14 protein-coding genes, 1 tRNA gene and 1 riboswitch are annotated in these 16,445 nt (G+C 70.2%); of the genes, 7 read left to right on the forward strand and 8 right to left on the reverse strand.

Going from position 1 to position 16,445, the window contains the following annotated elements; translation table 11 throughout:
• The first annotated feature begins 367 nt into the window (after positions 1–367).
• The gene (locus BJ992_RS26355) at positions 368–1,756 is read left to right on the forward strand and encodes a ricin-type beta-trefoil lectin domain protein (protein WP_184985487.1); all 1,389 of its coding nucleotides are present in this window, start codon (positions 368–370) and stop codon (positions 1,754–1,756) included.
• Between the two features lie 126 nt (positions 1,757–1,882).
• On the opposite strand, the gene BJ992_RS26360 is transcribed toward BJ992_RS26355, so the two are convergent.
• The 4 genes from BJ992_RS26360 to BJ992_RS26375 form a co-directional block, all read right to left on the reverse strand.
• Positions 1,883–1,959 (reverse strand) — tRNA-Lys (locus BJ992_RS26360).
• Positions 1,960–2,017: 58 nt separating this feature from the next.
• Positions 2,018–2,578 (reverse strand): hypothetical protein, encoded by a 561-nt coding sequence (locus BJ992_RS26365; RefSeq protein ID WP_343072858.1) that lies wholly within the window; start codon positions 2,576–2,578, stop codon positions 2,018–2,020.
• Positions 2,579–2,927: 349 nt separating this feature from the next.
• A riboswitch (cyclic di-AMP (ydaO/yuaA leader) is annotated at positions 2,928–3,077 on the reverse strand.
• A gap of 961 nt (positions 3,078–4,038) precedes the next feature.
• Positions 4,039–4,437 carry an OsmC family protein gene (locus BJ992_RS26370; RefSeq protein ID WP_184985489.1) on the reverse strand — a complete coding sequence of 133 codons (399 nt, stop codon included), beginning with the start codon at positions 4,435–4,437 and terminating at the stop codon, positions 4,039–4,041.
• A gap of 94 nt (positions 4,438–4,531) precedes the next feature.
• On the reverse strand, positions 4,532–4,807 hold the full coding sequence (locus BJ992_RS26375; RefSeq protein WP_184985491.1) for a hypothetical protein: 276 nt from the start codon (positions 4,805–4,807) through the stop codon (positions 4,532–4,534).
• A gap of 138 nt (positions 4,808–4,945) precedes the next feature.
• On the opposite strand from BJ992_RS26375, the gene BJ992_RS26380 reads away from it, so the two are divergent.
• Positions 4,946–5,323 carry a phage holin family protein gene (locus BJ992_RS26380; protein WP_184985493.1) on the forward strand — a complete coding sequence of 126 codons (378 nt, stop codon included), beginning with the start codon at positions 4,946–4,948 and terminating at the stop codon, positions 5,321–5,323.
• Between the two features lie 17 nt (positions 5,324–5,340).
• Here the strand turns inward: BJ992_RS26380 and BJ992_RS26385 are convergent, their stop codons facing one another.
• Positions 5,341–6,309, reverse strand: a complete 969-nt coding sequence (locus BJ992_RS26385; RefSeq protein ID WP_184985495.1) for a substrate-binding domain-containing protein — start codon at positions 6,307–6,309, stop codon at positions 5,341–5,343.
• Positions 6,310–6,561: 252 nt separating this feature from the next.
• On the opposite strand from BJ992_RS26385, the gene BJ992_RS26390 reads away from it, so the two are divergent.
• Complete coding sequence (locus tag BJ992_RS26390) at positions 6,562–7,470, forward strand: amidohydrolase family protein (protein WP_184985497.1); 909 nt, start codon at positions 6,562–6,564, stop codon at positions 7,468–7,470.
• Between the two features lie 14 nt (positions 7,471–7,484).
• Positions 7,485–7,994: a cysteine dioxygenase gene (locus BJ992_RS26395; RefSeq protein WP_184985498.1), complete on the forward strand. Its 510-nt coding sequence runs from the start codon at positions 7,485–7,487 to the stop codon at positions 7,992–7,994.
• Between the two features lie 104 nt (positions 7,995–8,098).
• Here BJ992_RS26395 and BJ992_RS26400 read toward each other — a convergent pair whose 3' ends face one another.
• Positions 8,099–9,271 carry an MFS transporter gene (locus BJ992_RS26400; RefSeq protein WP_343072859.1) on the reverse strand — a complete coding sequence of 391 codons (1,173 nt, stop codon included), beginning with the start codon at positions 9,269–9,271 and terminating at the stop codon, positions 8,099–8,101.
• Between the two features lie 248 nt (positions 9,272–9,519).
• Positions 9,520–11,034 carry a thiamine pyrophosphate-dependent enzyme gene (locus tag BJ992_RS26405; RefSeq protein ID WP_184985500.1) on the reverse strand — a complete coding sequence of 505 codons (1,515 nt, stop codon included), beginning with the start codon at positions 11,032–11,034 and terminating at the stop codon, positions 9,520–9,522.
• Positions 11,035–11,455: 421 nt separating this feature from the next.
• Between BJ992_RS26405 and BJ992_RS26410 the strand changes: the two genes are divergently transcribed.
• The 3 genes from BJ992_RS26410 to BJ992_RS26420 all read left to right on the forward strand — a co-directional run bounded on the left by BJ992_RS26410 (position 11,456) and on the right by BJ992_RS26420 (position 15,464).
• Entirely contained in the window at positions 11,456–12,247 is a 792-nt protein-coding gene (locus BJ992_RS26410) for an IclR family transcriptional regulator domain-containing protein (protein WP_184985502.1), read from the forward strand.
• A gap of 557 nt (positions 12,248–12,804) precedes the next feature.
• Positions 12,805–12,948: a hypothetical protein gene (locus BJ992_RS26415; protein WP_184985504.1), complete on the forward strand. Its 144-nt coding sequence runs from the start codon at positions 12,805–12,807 to the stop codon at positions 12,946–12,948.
• A 134-nt stretch (positions 12,949–13,082) separates the two neighbouring features.
• Positions 13,083–15,464, forward strand: coding sequence for an ABC transporter ATP-binding protein (locus BJ992_RS26420; protein ID WP_221474991.1), 2,382 nt, complete (start codon positions 13,083–13,085; stop codon positions 15,462–15,464).
• Between the two features lie 246 nt (positions 15,465–15,710).
• Here the strand turns inward: BJ992_RS26420 and BJ992_RS26425 are convergent, their stop codons facing one another.
• Complete coding sequence (locus BJ992_RS26425) at positions 15,711–16,127, reverse strand: MerR family transcriptional regulator (protein WP_246497588.1); 417 nt, start codon at positions 16,125–16,127, stop codon at positions 15,711–15,713.
• Positions 16,128–16,445 lie beyond the last annotated feature (318 nt).

A 16,445-nucleotide genomic window follows, 5' to 3' on the forward strand; every position in this document is an offset into this window, starting at 1 on the left:
ATGATCCTCGCCGAGAACCGCCACTTCTCGCGGCCCTCGATCGAGCTGTTCACTGCGAAACTTTCACTCCTGTGCGCCGGGGCCGGATGTGAACAGTCCCTGGCCAGCACCTGTGGAAGTGGGTCTTCGCGTCCCCGGCACTTCGGACCGGATGTCAAGCAACTTGACATCCACAATCGGGTCGTATTTGCTCCCTCACATTACCCCTCTACAGCACGTGAGCGGCACCTGATAACCCTTGCTGAATGTTAACGTTCACACCTCCCTCCGGTTCACAGCACCGGGCATTCGATGCCGCGAATGGAGAGGAACGCAGAAATGTTTTCACCATCGGCCCGGTCTGTTCGGCCAGCAAAGGGAATCGCGAATGTTGAAGCATAGGTCCGTCCTCGGTGCCGTGGCGCTGGCCGCGGTCGCCGTCCTGGCCACGAGCCAGGCGGCATTGAGCAGCGGTAGCGCCGCCACGACCGGGACCGCGAAGGCCGCCTCGGCCGCCGCGCTCGCCGGAACCGCCGGCTGTGGCAAGAACCCCACACTCACCAGCGGAACACGCAACATCACCACCAGCGGAAAGAACCGCCAGTACATCCTGCGGATTCCCGCGAATTACAACAACAACAATCCCTACCGCCTGATCATCGGCCTGCACTGGCTGAACGGCAACATGAACGACGTCGACACCGGCGGCAGCGCAGGCGCCTCGTGGGCCTACTACGGCCAGCGGCAGCTTTCCAACAACTCCACCATCTTCATCTCGCCGCAGGGCTTCAACAACGGGTGGGCCAACAACGGCGGTGAGGACGTCGTCTTCATGGACGACATCCTGCGGCAGGTCGAGGCCGACCTTTGTGTCGACCCCTCGCTGCGTTTCGCCATGGGCTTCAGCTACGGCGGCGGCATGAGCTTCTCGCTCGCCTGCAGCCGCGCCAACGTGTTCCGCGCGGTCGCGGTGTTCTCCGGCGCGCAGCTCAGCGGATGCAGCGGCGGCACCCAGCCCATCGCGTACATGGGGCTCCACGGAATCTCCGACAACGTCCTGAACATCTCCCAGGGACGCGCACTGCGCGACAAGTTCGTGCAGAACAACGGCTGTACGCCGCAGAACCCGCGTGAGCCCTCCGCCGGCAGCCGCACGCACATCACCACCGAGTACTCCGGCTGCCGCGCCGGCTACCCGGTCGTCTGGGCCGCCTTCGACGGCGGCCACGGACCCGCTCCGGTCGACGGCAGCGGCGGCGACAACGGCGCACAGACCTGGACCAAGAACGAGGTCTGGCGGTTCGTCTCCCAGTTCCAGAGCACCTCGGGCCCCAACCCGACCCCCACCGCGACGCCGACCGTGACCCCGACGGTGACCCCCACCGCGACGCCGACCCCCGGCGGTACGTTCCGCCTGCGTAACGAAGGCGCCGGACGCTGTGTGGACTCGCCGAACAGCGCCACCGCCAACGGCACGCAGCTGCAGATCTACGACTGCCACACCAACCCCAACCAGAGCTTCACCTACGACAGCTCCAGCCGCCTGGTGACGCTCGGCAAGTGCCTCGACGTCCCGACCGGCGGCGGCTCCGGCACCCGCATCCAGCTCTACGACTGCCACGGCAACTCCAACCAGCGCTGGACGTTCAACTCCAACGGCACCGTGACCAGCCAGGCCAACAACCTGTGCCTCAGCGTCACCGGCACCGGCAACACCTCCGGCGTGACCGTCGCCTCCTGCAACGGCCAGGCCACCCAGCGGTGGACCAGGGCCTGACCACCCTCTGGCCGATGACAGACGTCAGGTCCAGGCGAGGCCGCCTGGACCTGACGCACTCGGCCGCCTGGGAAAACACCACTGGGCACCCTCCATCAGATGGAGGATGCCCAGTGGTGTACTGCTTGGTGCGCCGCCAGGGACTCGAACCCCGGACCCGCTGATTAAGAGTCAGCTGCTCTAACCAACTGAGCTAGCGGCGCATCGGCTACGCCGACTTTAGCAGTAGTGGCGGATGTGCGCACATCGTGCGGACGGGGGTCAGCTCGCGGGAGCGGGGGCGGGGTTGTTGTCGACGCGGCGCCAGGCGCCGTCGCTGAAGGGGACGGGGTGGTTCTTGGTGCCGGGTCCTTCGCCCCACTTGGTGATGATGTAGCTGACCTCGATGTGACCTGAGTCGAAGCCCTGGACCATCAGGGTCGTGGAGTTGAAGGTGCCGCCGGTGAGCTCGGCGAAGGTCTTGGCGTCGATGTCGAGCATGACGCCGTTGTCCGAGGGGATGCCGGGGCCGCGGTCGCCGATGAAGAACGGGGCTTCCTTGTCCTTGTAGACGATGAAGCCCTCGGTGCCGAGCGGCCAGCTCGGGCTGGCGAACAGGCCCTTCTGCATGGGCTTGCCGATGGCGGGGAGACCGGTGTCGCCCGCGCGGCCGGAGGCGTCGTCCCAGAAGTAGGAGGCTTTGGTGGAACCCTTGAGCAGCATCGGGGGGACGATGCGGGTGGACACCCCAGGCGGGGGGAGCTTCTGTGCGTGCGCGGCCACGGCTCCCGCGCAGAAGACGGTACTGAGGGCCAAAGTGGCGCCGGCGGCGCTACAGGCCATGCGTTTGTTGATACAGCGACGAAGAAAGGTCATGGGGTGACAGGATCTTTCATCAGAAGACACGGAGCCGCTGAGCCGGTGGTGCATGGGGTCACCGGTGCGGGCATGGGACAGCGCTCTCAGACCGTGGCGTTCGTGGGCCTGGCTTGAGGTCGCGGCACAAAGACGCGTTGTCACGTGATGCCGGTCAGCGGTGGCGGGATGCGCCACCACGTCACACTGCGGGCGAGGTACTGCTCGCCTCGTGGACGGCTGCTTGAAGCCGCTTTCTTCCGCCGCTTCTGACGGCGAGATCCGGGGTCAGGTCGCCCGGGCGACGAGCTTGGGGGGAGTGGCCTGTTCCACTCGGGTCTCCTCTCCTGTGACGCCTACCGGGTTAGCTGACGGGTTCGGGCTAGAGAGTCGCCCTACCGCGGGTCCGCAACGCTTTCCCGCCGATTCACCCCAGGGTTGCTTGGGTCCCCGGCTCCCACAGGCCCCGCAAGGGCCCGATCTGGGACTCGACGCCGGATGGCGGCCTTCAGGCTGAAGACCAGGTCACCATCCGTTGTGTGTAAAACCTTACCCCCCAAGTCAGGACAAAGCAAACGAAGTATGCACAAAGTAGTATTAGATCTACCCAAACCCCACAAACACCTACATTTCCGGCATTACCGGACACTCCCCTAGGTGCGCGACACCCACCCCACCCTCCACCGGTTCGATCGTCCGGAGCGCTGGGCCGGTACAGGTGACATCGCTTCCCCGTCCCCACGGCACGATCCCCGGCCGATCGAACGACGAGAAGAGACCCCACCAGAGATCGTTGGCCTCTCACCAGGGCCAAGGCCACACGATACCCAAGCGACGGACACGAGCCGACCAGCGCGAAAAGGTCGAGAGCCGGAAAGCCGCAGCCCCCGGGACCCGCGCCGGCGGCCGGGGCCGACCGTCGAGGCCGGAAGATCGTCGCTGGAGGGTCGAGGTCGGAAGTAGACAGGATTCGAAGCCGGCACACTCCCCAGAACCACCCTGACACGGGACACCGGGTGCGAGGCCGGCGCCGAGGACCCGATCGGCTTCGGGCCGACGAAATCGCCTCATCGGGACCGCTCTGCCGCGACATCGCGAGGCGGCGGCCGGGAGGTGGAGACAGGTCGGGGCCGGGCAGTCCCCCGCCTGCCCGGCCCCTGGTACGGTCCTGCGCCGGTGTCTTCCCCCAAAGGCACCGGGGCGAGTCCCGCAGTACGGACACGGTCCCCCACCGCGTCCTTGTGGCAGAAAGCTCCAATGCGCCATTCCTGGCGCCGGCGCATCCCCCTTGACCTGCCTTAACACTACATACCGGGGCCTGAGGCGCTCGTCATCGGAAGGTATAGATTCCGTCTAACCCGCGAGGCTTCACGGCCTCGTCCCGGGGGGATGGCGGCGCGACCGGAGGGGAAGGGCCGGGAGTGCGGGGGCCGGGACGATGACGGGGGTCAGTCCTCGAAGGCCAGGTGGACGGGGACACCTTTCTGCAGGGTGTTGCTCACGGTGCAGTAGTTGGCGTGGACGCGGGCCGCGACGTTGCGGAAGACCTCCTCGGCCTTCTCGTCGCCTTCGGGGAGTTCGACCTCGTAGGTGATGGTCACCGGGCCGAGGATGTTGGAGGCGGCCTTGTCGGCTTGGACCGTCATCTGCAGGCGGGCCATGCGGTGGCCGCGTTTGGCGGTGAGAGGTTCCACGGTGACGATGTTGCAGCCGCCGACGGCGGCGAGGAGGAGCTCCACGGGGGTGAAGACGCCTTCGGTGTCGCTGCTGCCGATCTGGACGGTCGCGCCGCGTGCGTTGCGGGCGACGAAGCCGTCGTCGGTGCGTTCCACATTGACCGATGCCATACGGCAGAGCCTAGGGCCGTCGCGTACGAGCCGGGGCAGCCGCCGGCCGGGTGCCGTGCGGGTCGCCGGGGGAGGCGGTGACCCGCGGCAGGTCTCAGGCTTCGGGGTGTTTGGACAGGTAGTCGACGTACACGGGGCGGAGGGCCTCGCCGAGTTCGCCTTCGCCGGCTCCCATGGCGTCGCTGAGCAGCGCGGAGAAGCGGCTGAGGTCGTTGGCGGCCTCTTCGGTGTGGCCGGTGGTGGCCTCGGCGACGGGGATGGCTTTCAGGAGTTCCCACAGGAAGCCGACATCACCGTGCGCGACGGCGTAGCGGACCGCGCGGTCGTGCAGTTCCCTCGGCGGCAGCGCCTGCAGTTCATCCTGGTCCATTAAGGATCACCCCTCTTTCACCACTTTCCCAGTGATCTGAGGGATATGCAGATCTTAGTGGCACAGGTGCCGTTTTCCGGCGTCCACCTGGCCTTCCGCCCTACCGATCAACCGGTGCGACGTGCCACCATCAAGGGCGTGAAGATCATTGTCAAGATCATAATCGTCGCGGCGGCCCTGTGGGCCGCCACCCGGCTGATCCCGGGGATCACCGTCACCGGCGGCACCACCGCCGTGACCGCCGGCACGCTGCTCGCCGTCGCGCTCATCTTCGGCGTGGTGAACGCCGTGCTCAAACCCATCATCAAGACCATCGGCTGCGCGTTCTACGTGCTGACCCTCGGCCTGTTCGCCCTGGTGGTGAACGCGCTGCTGCTCCTGCTGACGAGCTGGATCGCCGACCAGGTCGACCTGCCGTTCCACGTGGACGGTTTCTGGGCCGCCTTCTGGGGAGCGCTGCTGGTCGGGATCATCACCTGGGTGCTCGACATGCTCCTCGGCCTCGGCGAGGACTGAAGCCGCGAAAGCCAGGACTAGGACGGGGCGCCGACCGAGCCGCGCTCGCGCAGCGCGGGTTCCTGGATGACGCGGCGCCTGCGGGCCCGGCCGTCGGCCGCCGCCACGACCAGGCGCACCGCGGCCCGCACGATGCCGTCGATGTCCCAGTCGACGGTGGTGAGCGCGGGGGTGAGCAGGCCGGACATCGGATGGTCGTCGTACCCCATGACCGAGATGTCGCCGGGGACGGCGAGGCCGAGCTCGGACGCCGCGGCGTAGACGCCGTAGGCGATGGAGTCGGAGAAGCAGAACGCCGCGGTGGGACGGTCGGCGGAGCTCAGCAGAGCGCACGCCGCCTCGGTGGTGGCGGTGAGGCCCTGCGGCGCGGTCACCACGTCGATGCGCAGGCCGAGCCGCTCGGCCTCGGCGGTGACGTACACGTCGGCGGGCCGGTCGGGGGTGCTCGGCCGGGTCGACGTGAGCACGGCGATGTGGTGGTGGCCGTTCTCCTTGAGGTACTCCAGAGCCATCGTCACGCCGCGGCGGTTGTCGAACACCACCTCCCCGGCCGTGCGGGCCCCGGTGAGCGCGTCGCCGATCGCGACCACCGGCAGCGTCTCGGCCAGCTCGGCCCACAGGGCCGCGGCGGGGTCCACCGGCTGCACGATCATGCCGTCGACACGCTGGTCGCGGAGCTGGTGCGCGAGGGTGCGCTCCCGCGCGGGATCGCCGGCCGCGTCCAGGATCAGCGCGTAACGGTCCTTGTCGCGCAGCGCGCGGCCGATGCCGACCGCGAGCGACTGCTGCCAGAGGTCCTCCAAGGAGCCGCACAACAGCCCGATCATGCCGGTACGTCCGCTGGCGAGGGCCCGCGCGATGGGATCGGCCTCGTAGCCGAGCTCGGCCGCGGCCCGGCGCACGCGCTCGATGGTCTCCTCGGAGACCTGCATGCCACGCAGAGCGTAGGAGACCGCCGCGGGAGAAAGGCCGGTCGCCTGAGCCACCTCACGGATGGTCGCCCGCTTACGCGGCTGGGAGCGCGGCACCGGTCCAGCCTATGCCCAATCACCGCGCGGGACGGGCATGCGTCACCTCCGGCATGTGTCCTCCGTATTGACGTATGCCATGTGAAGCGGTTCACTGAAACGTATCAGTGAACCGCTTCACCACTACGCCGTCAGGTCCACCGGCGAAGACGCACAATGCCTACTAAGTGAGTAGGTTTTATAGGTTACACTGTGAGGCAGGAGGTGACCATGGCCACGGACGTGCACCAGCACATCTGGACCCCCGGCTTCGCAGAGGCGCTGCGCCGGCGCGACACCCCGCCGTTCCTGGACGGCTGGACGCTCCACCTGCACGGCGAGCAGCCGTTCGCGACCGACCCGCGCGACCACGACGCCGAGCGGCGCCGCGCGCTCGACGCGGACCTCGACCTGGCCCTGGTCTCCCTGTCCAGCCCTCTCGGGATCGAGCACCTGCCGCCTGACGAGGCCTGGCCCCTGATCGACGCCTACCACGACGGCGCGCTCGCGCTCCCCGCGCCGTTCGGCGCCTGGGCCGGCGCCTGCGTCAGCGAGATCGACCCCGCGCGTACCGCCGCGGCACTGGACCGCGGCTTCGCCGGCCTCCAGCTCCCCGCCACCGCCGTCGGCGACGCGGCAGGGCTGGAGCGCGCCGCGCCGCTGCTCGACCTGCTGGAGGAGCGCGACCTTCCCCTGTTCGTCCACCCCGGCCCCGCGAGCGCGCCAGGCGCTCCCGCCTGGTGGGCCGCGGTCGTGCCGTACGTGCAGCAGATGCACGCCGCCTGGTACGCCTTCCACGCGTTCGGCCGGCCGCGCCACCCCCGCCTGCGCGTGTGCTTCGCGCTGCTCGCGGGCCTCGCGCCGCTGCACACCGAGCGCCTGATCGCACGAGGCGGCTCCACCAGAGGCGTCGTCGACCCCGACGTGTTCCTCGAGACCTCCTCCTACGGCCACCAGGCCATCGACGCGATCACCCGGGTGACCGGCATCGAGGTCGTCGTCCTCGGCTCCGACCGTCCCTACGCCTCCCCCGCGAAGACACTGCTCGGAGCCGCCGCCGAGCAGCAGATGCGGTGTACCAACCCGGCCCGCCTCCTCGGCGCGGCCGGGACCCCCGCCACCACATCCGTCGTGAACTAAGGAGCCGAACCCAGATGAGCTGGGAGTCACTGCCCGACCGCTTCCTTGATCCGCGCGAGCTGCGGTCGCTCGTGGACGACATCGCGGACCGTCCCGAACTGTGGTCGCACCAGGTCGCCTTCGGCGCGAACGGCGAGGCCCGCCACTACGCCTCGCTGTACCGCGACTCGTACGTGGACGTCTGGCTGATCTGCTGGCGGCCCGAGGACGACACCGGCTGGCACGACCACGACGTCTCCTCCGGAGCGCTGCGCGTGGTCGACGGCACCCTGAAGGAGTCGAACCCGCGGATCGGCGGCGAGCACAGGGAGACCCTGGTGCGCACCGGGGACACGCTGTCGTTCGGTCCCGAGCACATCCACCGTGTCAACGGCCACGCCGAGACGAGCGTGTCGATCCACGCGTACTCGCCGCCGCTGTGGCGCCTCGGTCAGTACACCATCAGCGACGACGGCGTGATGCGCCGCTCGTCGGTGAGCTACGCCGACGAGCTGCGGCAGGAGCCGCAGGAGGCGCTGGTCTAGCCTGCCGGGTGGTTCCCTGGCCCGGGGCTCCGCAGGGGACGGCGCACGGAGGCGCCGGGGACTTGGGGGTCCCGAGCCAGGGAGTGATGAGCCACGCTGGGATGTTAGGGGCCTTCGGTGGCGGGGTCCGGTGTGACACGCGCGGCGGTGTGGCCGGATGCGGTCACCGGCCTGGCGGCGAGCAGGCCGAGCAGCAGCTGACCGCCGCACGCGACCGTGCCGGCGACCAGCGGCACCGTCCATCCGCCGGTGATCTGGTGGACCACACCGACGAGCAGCGGGCCGAGCGCGGCGATGACGTAGCCGGCCGTCTGGGCCACGGCGGACAGCGCGGTGACCGACGCCGGGTCGGGTGCGCGCAGTGTGATGAGGAGCAGCGCGAGCGCCAGCGAGGCGCCTTGTCCCGCGCCGAGCAGGATCATCCACACCCAGGGGACGGTGACCGGCGCGAGCAGCACGCCGAGGTAGCCGGCGATGGACAGCGCGGCGGCGACCGTGACGTGCGGCGCCTGTGTGGAGGCGCGGCCCGCGTGCCACGGCACGGTGAGGGTGGCGGCGAGCTGCGCGAGGTTGGTGAGCGCGAGCAGATATCCGGCCTCGTCCTCCGGGAGCCCGGCGTCGTGGAAGATCGTCGGCAGCCACGCCAGCATCACGTAGAAGGTCAGCGACTGCACACCCATGAAGCCGGTGATGTACCACGTCGCGCGGTCCCGCAGCAGCACGGCGTACCGCCTCGGCACCGCCGTGCTCCGGCCGGCGCGGCCCGCGCGGCGCACCGCCTGGGGGACCCACAGGACGGCGGCGAACGCGGCGAGCGCGGCCGGGGTCAGCGCCGCGAAGCGCCAGCCGCCTTCCTCCGCGAGCGGCACCATGACGGCCGAGGCGCCGGCGGCCCCCACGACCAGGCCGGACACGTAGATGCCGGTGAACGCGCCGACGTGGCGCGGGAAGTGCTCCTTGACCACACCAGGCATGGACACGTTCATGACGGCGATCGCGATGCCGACGACCGCCGAGCCCGCGTACACCGCGATCACCCCGCCGCTCACCCGCAGCGCCACACCGGCCGCGAGGACGATCAGGCCGACCAGCAGCGTGCGGTCGAGCCCGATCCGGCCGGCCAGCGCCGGGGCCGCGGGGCCCGCGAGGCCGAGGCAGAGCACCATGACCGTGGTGATCGCGCCGCCGGCGGCGGCGCCGAGCCCGAGGTCCGCCATGATCTGGCCGAGCAGCGGCGAGACCCCGGCGAGGGCCGGCCGCAGGTTCAGTGACGCCACCACGAATCCCGCGACCAGTAACACCCCGGCCCAGAAGCGAAGATCTCGCGTTCCACGGGAGGGATGTCCGGACGACGGGGGAACCAGGGAGGGGGTGGGGCTGTTCACAGCACCAGAAGTTATCCCGTGATCAGAAAGGAGCGTCAGGCGGGATGGCTCATGACACCGCTCAGATGCCGGGGTCGACCGGCTCGTCCACGGGGAGCGGTTCCTCGCGGGGCCCAGAAGAAAGCGTCAGGTGACACCCGTCAGGTGTCCGGGTCGACCAGCACGTCCACCAGGAGCGGCTCCTCGCGGGCCCACAGGGCCGGGACCACCTCGTCGAAGACCTCGGCCAGCGCCGCGCGCGCGTCCACCCGTACGGCGGGACAACCGAGGCACCGCGCCAGCGACGCCGGATCGACCCCCGCGAACCCCGGCCACGCGGCTCCACCGGTCGGTGTGAGGACGACGAACAGCGCACCCACCCGGTGGCAGGACGCCGTCCACAGGGCCTGCGCCGCCGACAGGGTGGCCGCTCCGTCGAGCAGGGCCACCACGGGCCGGTCCGGCCTCGCGAGCCGCAGGCCGATCGCGGCCGGCAGCGCGAAACCCGGGCCCGACGACACCGCGGACAGATGACCGAGCGGCCGGCGGGCCGGGACGAACCGGTGCAGGGCTCCCCGGACGGCGGGGGCCTCCTCCACCACGATCGCCTCTGGCGCCAGGCGCGCGGCGAGCTCCTCCAGCACGACACCGGCCCGTAACGACTCCCCTTCGGCGGCGCGGCCGAGGAGGCCGGGCCGGCCGGCGGGTGCGGACCGGCCGTCGTCCCGCTGGGGAAGCGTGACCGCGAGCCGCTCGCACACCGCGGCAGGCGAGGCGAGCAGCGCGAGCGCCGCCGGTCCCCGGTGCATCGCACCGGGATCGTCGCCGACCACCGCCACGGTGGCGCCGTCGGGTAGCAGCGCGTCGTGGTCGGCGGCCCTGAAGGCAGGGGCCCCGACGACCACCACCACGTCGTGTCCGTCGAGCACCGGACGGCCGCCGCCGTCCCTGTCCGTGGGGAGGACCCCGGCGAATCTCGGGTGGTCCTGGGGGAAGCCGGGACGGCCGGCGGACGGTTCCTGCCAGACGGGACAGCTCAGGCGGTCGGCCAGGGAGGCGAGTGCCGTCCAGGCGCGGCCGTTCCCCGTGAGCGCGCCGGTGACGAGCACCGGCGAGCGCGCGGCGGCGAGCAGGGCCGCCAGAGGTGCGACGTCCTCGGCGGACACACGGCAGGGCCGGCGGACGTCCATGGGGACGGGAGGTCGCGTGCCGTACGGCTCGTCCCAGCCGTCCATCGGAGCGAGGACGACGGCCGGGCCGCGGCCGGTGACGGCTTCGAGCGCGGCCCGCGCGACGGCCGCGGGGACGTCACGCGCGTGCGCGGGCCTGGCCGACCAGACCAGGTGCTCACCGGCCGGGTCGAGCGCGGGCCGGCCGTGGTCGTGGCGTACGGCCAGCACGACGAGCGGCGCGTGGTTGGCCCGTGCCGCGGCGAGCGCGCCGAGCCCGGCGGAGGTGCGCGGCAGCACCAGCGCGGGCCCGTCGTGACCGAGGGCCCAGCCGGTGGCCATGGCGGCGGCGATGCACTCGTTGGCTCCCGCGATGAGCGAGAGGTCGCCGGGTAACCCGCCGAGCGGGTGGGTGTCCGCCACGCCGGGGTCGCCGAAGACGGCGGTGATCCCGGCATGCCGCACCGCGTCGAACACGGCGTCGCGTACGTCCCCCGGGCCGCTCACGGCTCCGGGATCCTCACCCGCGTCGGTCACCGTCGTGCCTCGGGGGTCACACGGCCGGGAGCGGGATCACCGGAGAGCATGGCGGACGGCCGAGCCGTGGAGCGACGCATGAGCACCCCAGAGGAGGACTGTGTTCGGCTGTCGAACGGAAGTTCTTCAGCTGAACAGTATTGGTGCAAGCTACGCCTCCGACCACGGGGAGTCAACAATCTGACTCTCCAGGGACACCGGCCCGCCGTTGACCTCCCCTGTTTCGATCAGTAGCGTCGAATTCAAGCATGATTGTTCGCCTATCGACCGTTATGCGCCGATCGCCGGAACGTGCGGCGAGACGGCCTTGACGACGGGGAGTTGCGGCCACGCCACGCCCTGATATAACGGTCACCCGCGAAACGAACGGTCACCCGCGAAGAGAGGGGATATGGCCGAGGAATTCGTGCGATCGCTGGCTCGGGGGCTCGCGGTCATCAAAGCCTTCGACTCCGGCGCACCCGAGCTCACCCTCAGCGAGGTGGCACGGGCCACCGGGCTGACCAGAGCGGCGGCCCGGCGGTTCCTGCTGACCTTGGTGGAGCTCGGGTACGTGCGCACCGACGGTCGGCTCTTCGCGCTGTCGCCTCGCGTGCTCGAACTCGGGTACGCCTACCTGTCCGGCCTCACCCTGCCGGAGGTCGCGCTGCCGCACCTGGAGCGCCTGGTGGCCGAGGTGCACGAGTCGGCGTCGGTCTCCGTGCTCGACCCGCCGGACATCGTGTACGTGGCCCGGGTCCCCGCCACGCGCATCATGCGGGTGACGATCAGCATCGGCACGAGGTTCCCGGCGCACTCGGCCTCGATGGGCCGGGTGCTGCTCGCGTGGCTGCCGGCCGCCGGCCTGGAGGCGTACTACGCGCGGGCCACGCTGGAGCGGCACACTTCCCGTACCGTCACCACACGGGCCCGTCTCGACGCCGAGCTGGCCCGGGTGCGCGCGCAGGGCTGGGCCCTGGTGGACCAGGAGCTGGAGGAAGGGCTGCGCTCGATCGCCGCGCCGATCAGGGACCGCACCGGCGAGGTGGTCGCCGCGGTCAACGTCTCCACCCACGCCAGCCGCACATCCGTCGAGTCCGCGCGCCGCGATCTGCTCCCGCCGCTGCTCGCCACCGCGGCCCGCATCGAGGCCGACCTGCACAGCACCGGCGCCACGCGCAGGCTGCCGCTCCTCGCGACCTGAGCCGCGTACCCGTCCTGTCGGCGTCGGCCATGGTCGTGCCGCTCGACAGGGAGGGTCCTCACGCACGCCGCGGGCCGCGCCAATAGCGCTTCATATAGCGGCATCGTTGGACGTAACCGGCCTGAGTGTGAACCTTCCGGTCAACACAGGCGTCCGTTATCAGATGCACTACTCATCTTGCTCTAACCACGAATACCACCTTCCGTAAATAAGATCACATTGGTTACTCTGATCAGATCACGTCCCACGCCAGGCGGAGACGCCGGGAGAGGGTCCGAAACATGGCACGTTCCCGCGGCGAGCGCCACGCCAGCCGTGCGGTCCGGCGATGGGAGAACGAAGTGCGGCGAGGACGAATCCGCATCACACCCCCGCCGGGCGAGCGGCGCACCCGAGGGAGCCGACCGATGGTCCGGTTACGGCTCGACCGATATATACGTGCGGTGATCAGCACCGGTGAGATCCCCCAGTGGTCGTCACTGAAGGTAAGATCCGATGAACATCGCCGTCCCAGGCACCCGACGGGCCTGGCAGGCACCTCACATCGGGAGACATTGATGGAAACGGTCGATCTGGAGGACCTCCACGTCGAACTGCTCCTCATCGCCGTACTGCACGAGGAGGCCGAACGCCTCCTCGCCATGTCCGGCCCGTCCCGCGCACCGGGGTTCGCGCGGGAGATCGACTTGCGCGGAGAGTGAGGCGATGAATACCCCGTGAACATCGCCGGGCGACCTCAGCAAAGCCACCAATAGCGATAATTGGACTTTCAACTTAATGCGGCTCTTTACCGACTCCGGTTAAAACTGTCGGTGACGGTCGTCACACTGCCTGTATGGCAGACCTTCCCCAGGATTCCGAGCCCCACTCCGGGCCGGCCTCCTCCCCCCGGCCCGGGTCGACGTCATCCCACCCCTCCGAGATCACCGCCTCGCCACCGCCTGAGCCGACATCCTCCCCTCCGTCCGGCCCGACGTCCTCCCCTCCGTCCGGCCCGACGTCCTCCCCTCCGTCCGGCCCGACGTCCCCGCCTCCGTCCGAGGCCGCGGCCGCGACCCTGTCCGAGCAGACGTCCTCGTCCCCGTCCGAGACAACGTCCTCGTCCCCGTCCGAGACGACCACCTCGTCCCCGTCCGAGCAGACGTCCTCGTCCCCGACCTCTCCTTCGTCCGGGGCCGCGTCCTCCACCCCGGACGGTTCGTCCGACCTTCCCCCTCCTCTGCCGTCCCCTCCCGCGCCGCCGCCGGTCTCCCTGGCCGCCGCGTCGCCTCCGCTCACGTCGCGGCCGGCTCCGGGTGGCAGCGGTGAGGACGACGCCGACCTCGGTGAGGTCACCTTCGGCGACTGGCAGGCCCACCTGGGGACGATGACGGGGGTGGGGTTCCTGACCATCGCGCGCAGGCTGCCGGCGCTCGTCACCCAGGCCGTGCGCATCGCGTGGCTCGCCGGTCCGCGTGACACCGTCGCGGCCGTCACGCTGAGCATGCTCGGCGGGGTGTTCACCGCCTTCGGGCTGCTCGCCACGACCGGCGTGCTGCAGGCGCTGTTCGCCGCGGGACCGACACCTGACCGTGTCCGCGCCGCGCTGCCGGCACTGCTGCTCGTCGGTGCCGCCGCGACACTGCGCACCGCGCTGCAGGCCGGCGCGGGCTGGGCCCAGTCGCGGCTGGAGCCCCAGGTCGCTCGCATCGCGGAGCGGCAGCTGTACGAGCTGACCAGTCAGGTCGATCTCATCCGCTACGACGACCCCGAGTTCCACGACTCGCTCCAACGGGCCCGCCTGCGCGGGGTCGCGGTGGCGGACAGCGTGGTCGACGCGACCATCGACGTGCTGACCGCGCTGATCGGCATCGCCGCCGCGGCGGGTGTGCTCGGCATCCTCCACCCGGTGCTGCTGCCGCTGCTGGTGCTCGCCGTCCTCCCCGACGCCTGGGCCGCGGTGCGGTCGGCCCGCCTGCGGTACACGACGATGTACGCGCTCATCCCCGTGAGCCGCCGCAAGTGGATCCTGACCGACCTGATGGCCGACAAGAACACCGCGGCCGAGGTGCGGTCGTTCACCATGCGCGAGTTCCTCATCCGGCTGTACGACCGGGTCGCGGGGGCCGAGCAGGACGCGGTGCTGCGTACGGCGCGGAAGCAGACCGTCGCGCGGATCATCGGCGAGGCGCTCGGCGGAGTCGGCACCGCCATCGTGTACGCCGCGCTCGGGCTGCTGCTGGCCGTGGGCTCGGTGGCCCTCGCCGTGGCCGGCACCGCCGTGCTGGCGATCCGCACCGGGCAGTCGTCGCTGGCCAACTTCATGTTCGCCACCAACCGGCTGTACGAGCAGGGGTTGTACTTCACCGACTTCCTGGACTTCTGCCGGCGTGCGCGCGAGGCCGTCGACCGCGAGCCACGCGGCCCCGCGCCGTCGTCGTTCACACGGATCACCGCCGAGGACGTGACGTTCCGCTACCCCGGCAAGGAGGACGCGGTGCTCGACCACGTCTCGATCCATCTGAACCACGGCGAGGTGGTCGCTCTGGTCGGCGAGAACGGCTCAGGCAAGACGACCCTGTCCAAGATCCTCGCCGGTCTGTACGAGCCGGAGACCGGCCGGGTGCGGTGGGACGACACCGACATAGCAGACGTCGACCAGCATGATCTGCGGCGCCACATAGCCGTCATCGCCCAGGACCACACCCGGTGGCCGCTGACCGTGCGCGAGAACATCGCCATGGGCCTGGACAAGGGCGAGCAGGCCCTGCACGACGCGGCCCGGGTGGCCGGAGCCGACGCCGTGGTCGCGGAGATGCCGCACGGCTACCGCACCCTGCTCGACCGCCGCTTCAAGGACGGCCAGGAGCCGTCCGGCGGCCAGTGGCAGCGCATCGCCGTGGCCCGCGGCTTCTACCGCGACGCTCCCCTGCTCATCTGCGACGAGCCCACCGCCGCGCTCGACGCACGCGCCGAGCACGCATTGTTCGAACGCATCCGCGACCACGCCGACGGCCGCACCGTCCTGCTGATCACCCACCGCCTCGCCAGCGTCCGCTACGCCGACCGCATCTACGTCCTGGACCACGGCCGCGTGGCCGAACAAGGCACCCACGACGACCTGATGCGTCTCGACGGCATCTACGCCGAGCTGTACACCTTGCAGGCCGAGGCATACCGCACCACCGAAGCCGAGACCGACACCGTGTCGACCGAGACCGGCACTCTGGCGACCTGACCGGGACCATGGCGACCTGGCCGGGACCATGGCGACCCGTGGCGACCTCGGCCGAACACCATTGCGGCCCGGGCCGGCACCACCGTAACGACTTACGCCGGAGCCATTGCGACCTGGGCCGAGCACTGTTGCGAACCTGGGCCGAGGACCTTGTGCCAGGCGGCGCCGGACCGCCGGATCGGAGGGCCGGCGCCGCCTGAGGGGTCATGCGACGGGCGACGCCACCACCGTGCCCGCGACCCCCGTCTAGGTGCTCGCGTCGGCCTCGTCGGGGACGCGGTCGAGGTCGTCCAACGCGAGGACGTCGCGGTAATAGCCGATCTTGTACTGGATGGCCGACTGCTTCTCGCGCAGCTCGGCGATCTTCGCTTCGACGGCGCGGTCGTGCGCCTCCAGCAGGGCGATGCGGTCGGCCACGGTGTGGTCTCCCGCGCGGGTCAGCTCGGCGAAGCGAAGCATCTCGGAGATCGGCATGCCGGTGCCACGCAGGCAGCGGAGCATGCCGAGCCACCCGATGTCGCCGTCACTGAAACGCCGCTGGCCCGCGGAATTGCGTTGCACGGGCTCCAGCAGGCCGATGCGCTCGTAGTACCGCAGGGTGTCCAGACTGAACCCTGACTCCTCCGCGGCCTCTCCAGGGGTGTAGACGCTCACAGGTCGCATCATGACACCTGGAGCACACTCCAGGTCAATGCGCGCAATGCGGACCGACAGCTCAGCCGGAAATCCAGGACTCCGAACCGGCGACTCCGAACCGGCGACTCCGAACCGGCGGCCCCGAACCGGCGACTCCGAACCGGCGGCCCCGAACCGGCGACTCCGAACGGGGGGTTCCGAACCGGAGACTCGGCACGGAACTCCGAAGCGGAGGCTCCGGCACAGGACTCCGAACCGAGGACTCCGGCACGAAACTCCGAACCGGGGACTCCGAACCGGTGACATGGCACAGGACTCCGAACCGGCGGCTCGAACCGGCGACTC

The organism is Sphaerisporangium rubeum (assembly GCF_014207705.1).
Lineage (GTDB): Bacteria > Actinomycetota > Actinomycetes > Streptosporangiales > Streptosporangiaceae > Sphaerisporangium > Sphaerisporangium rubeum.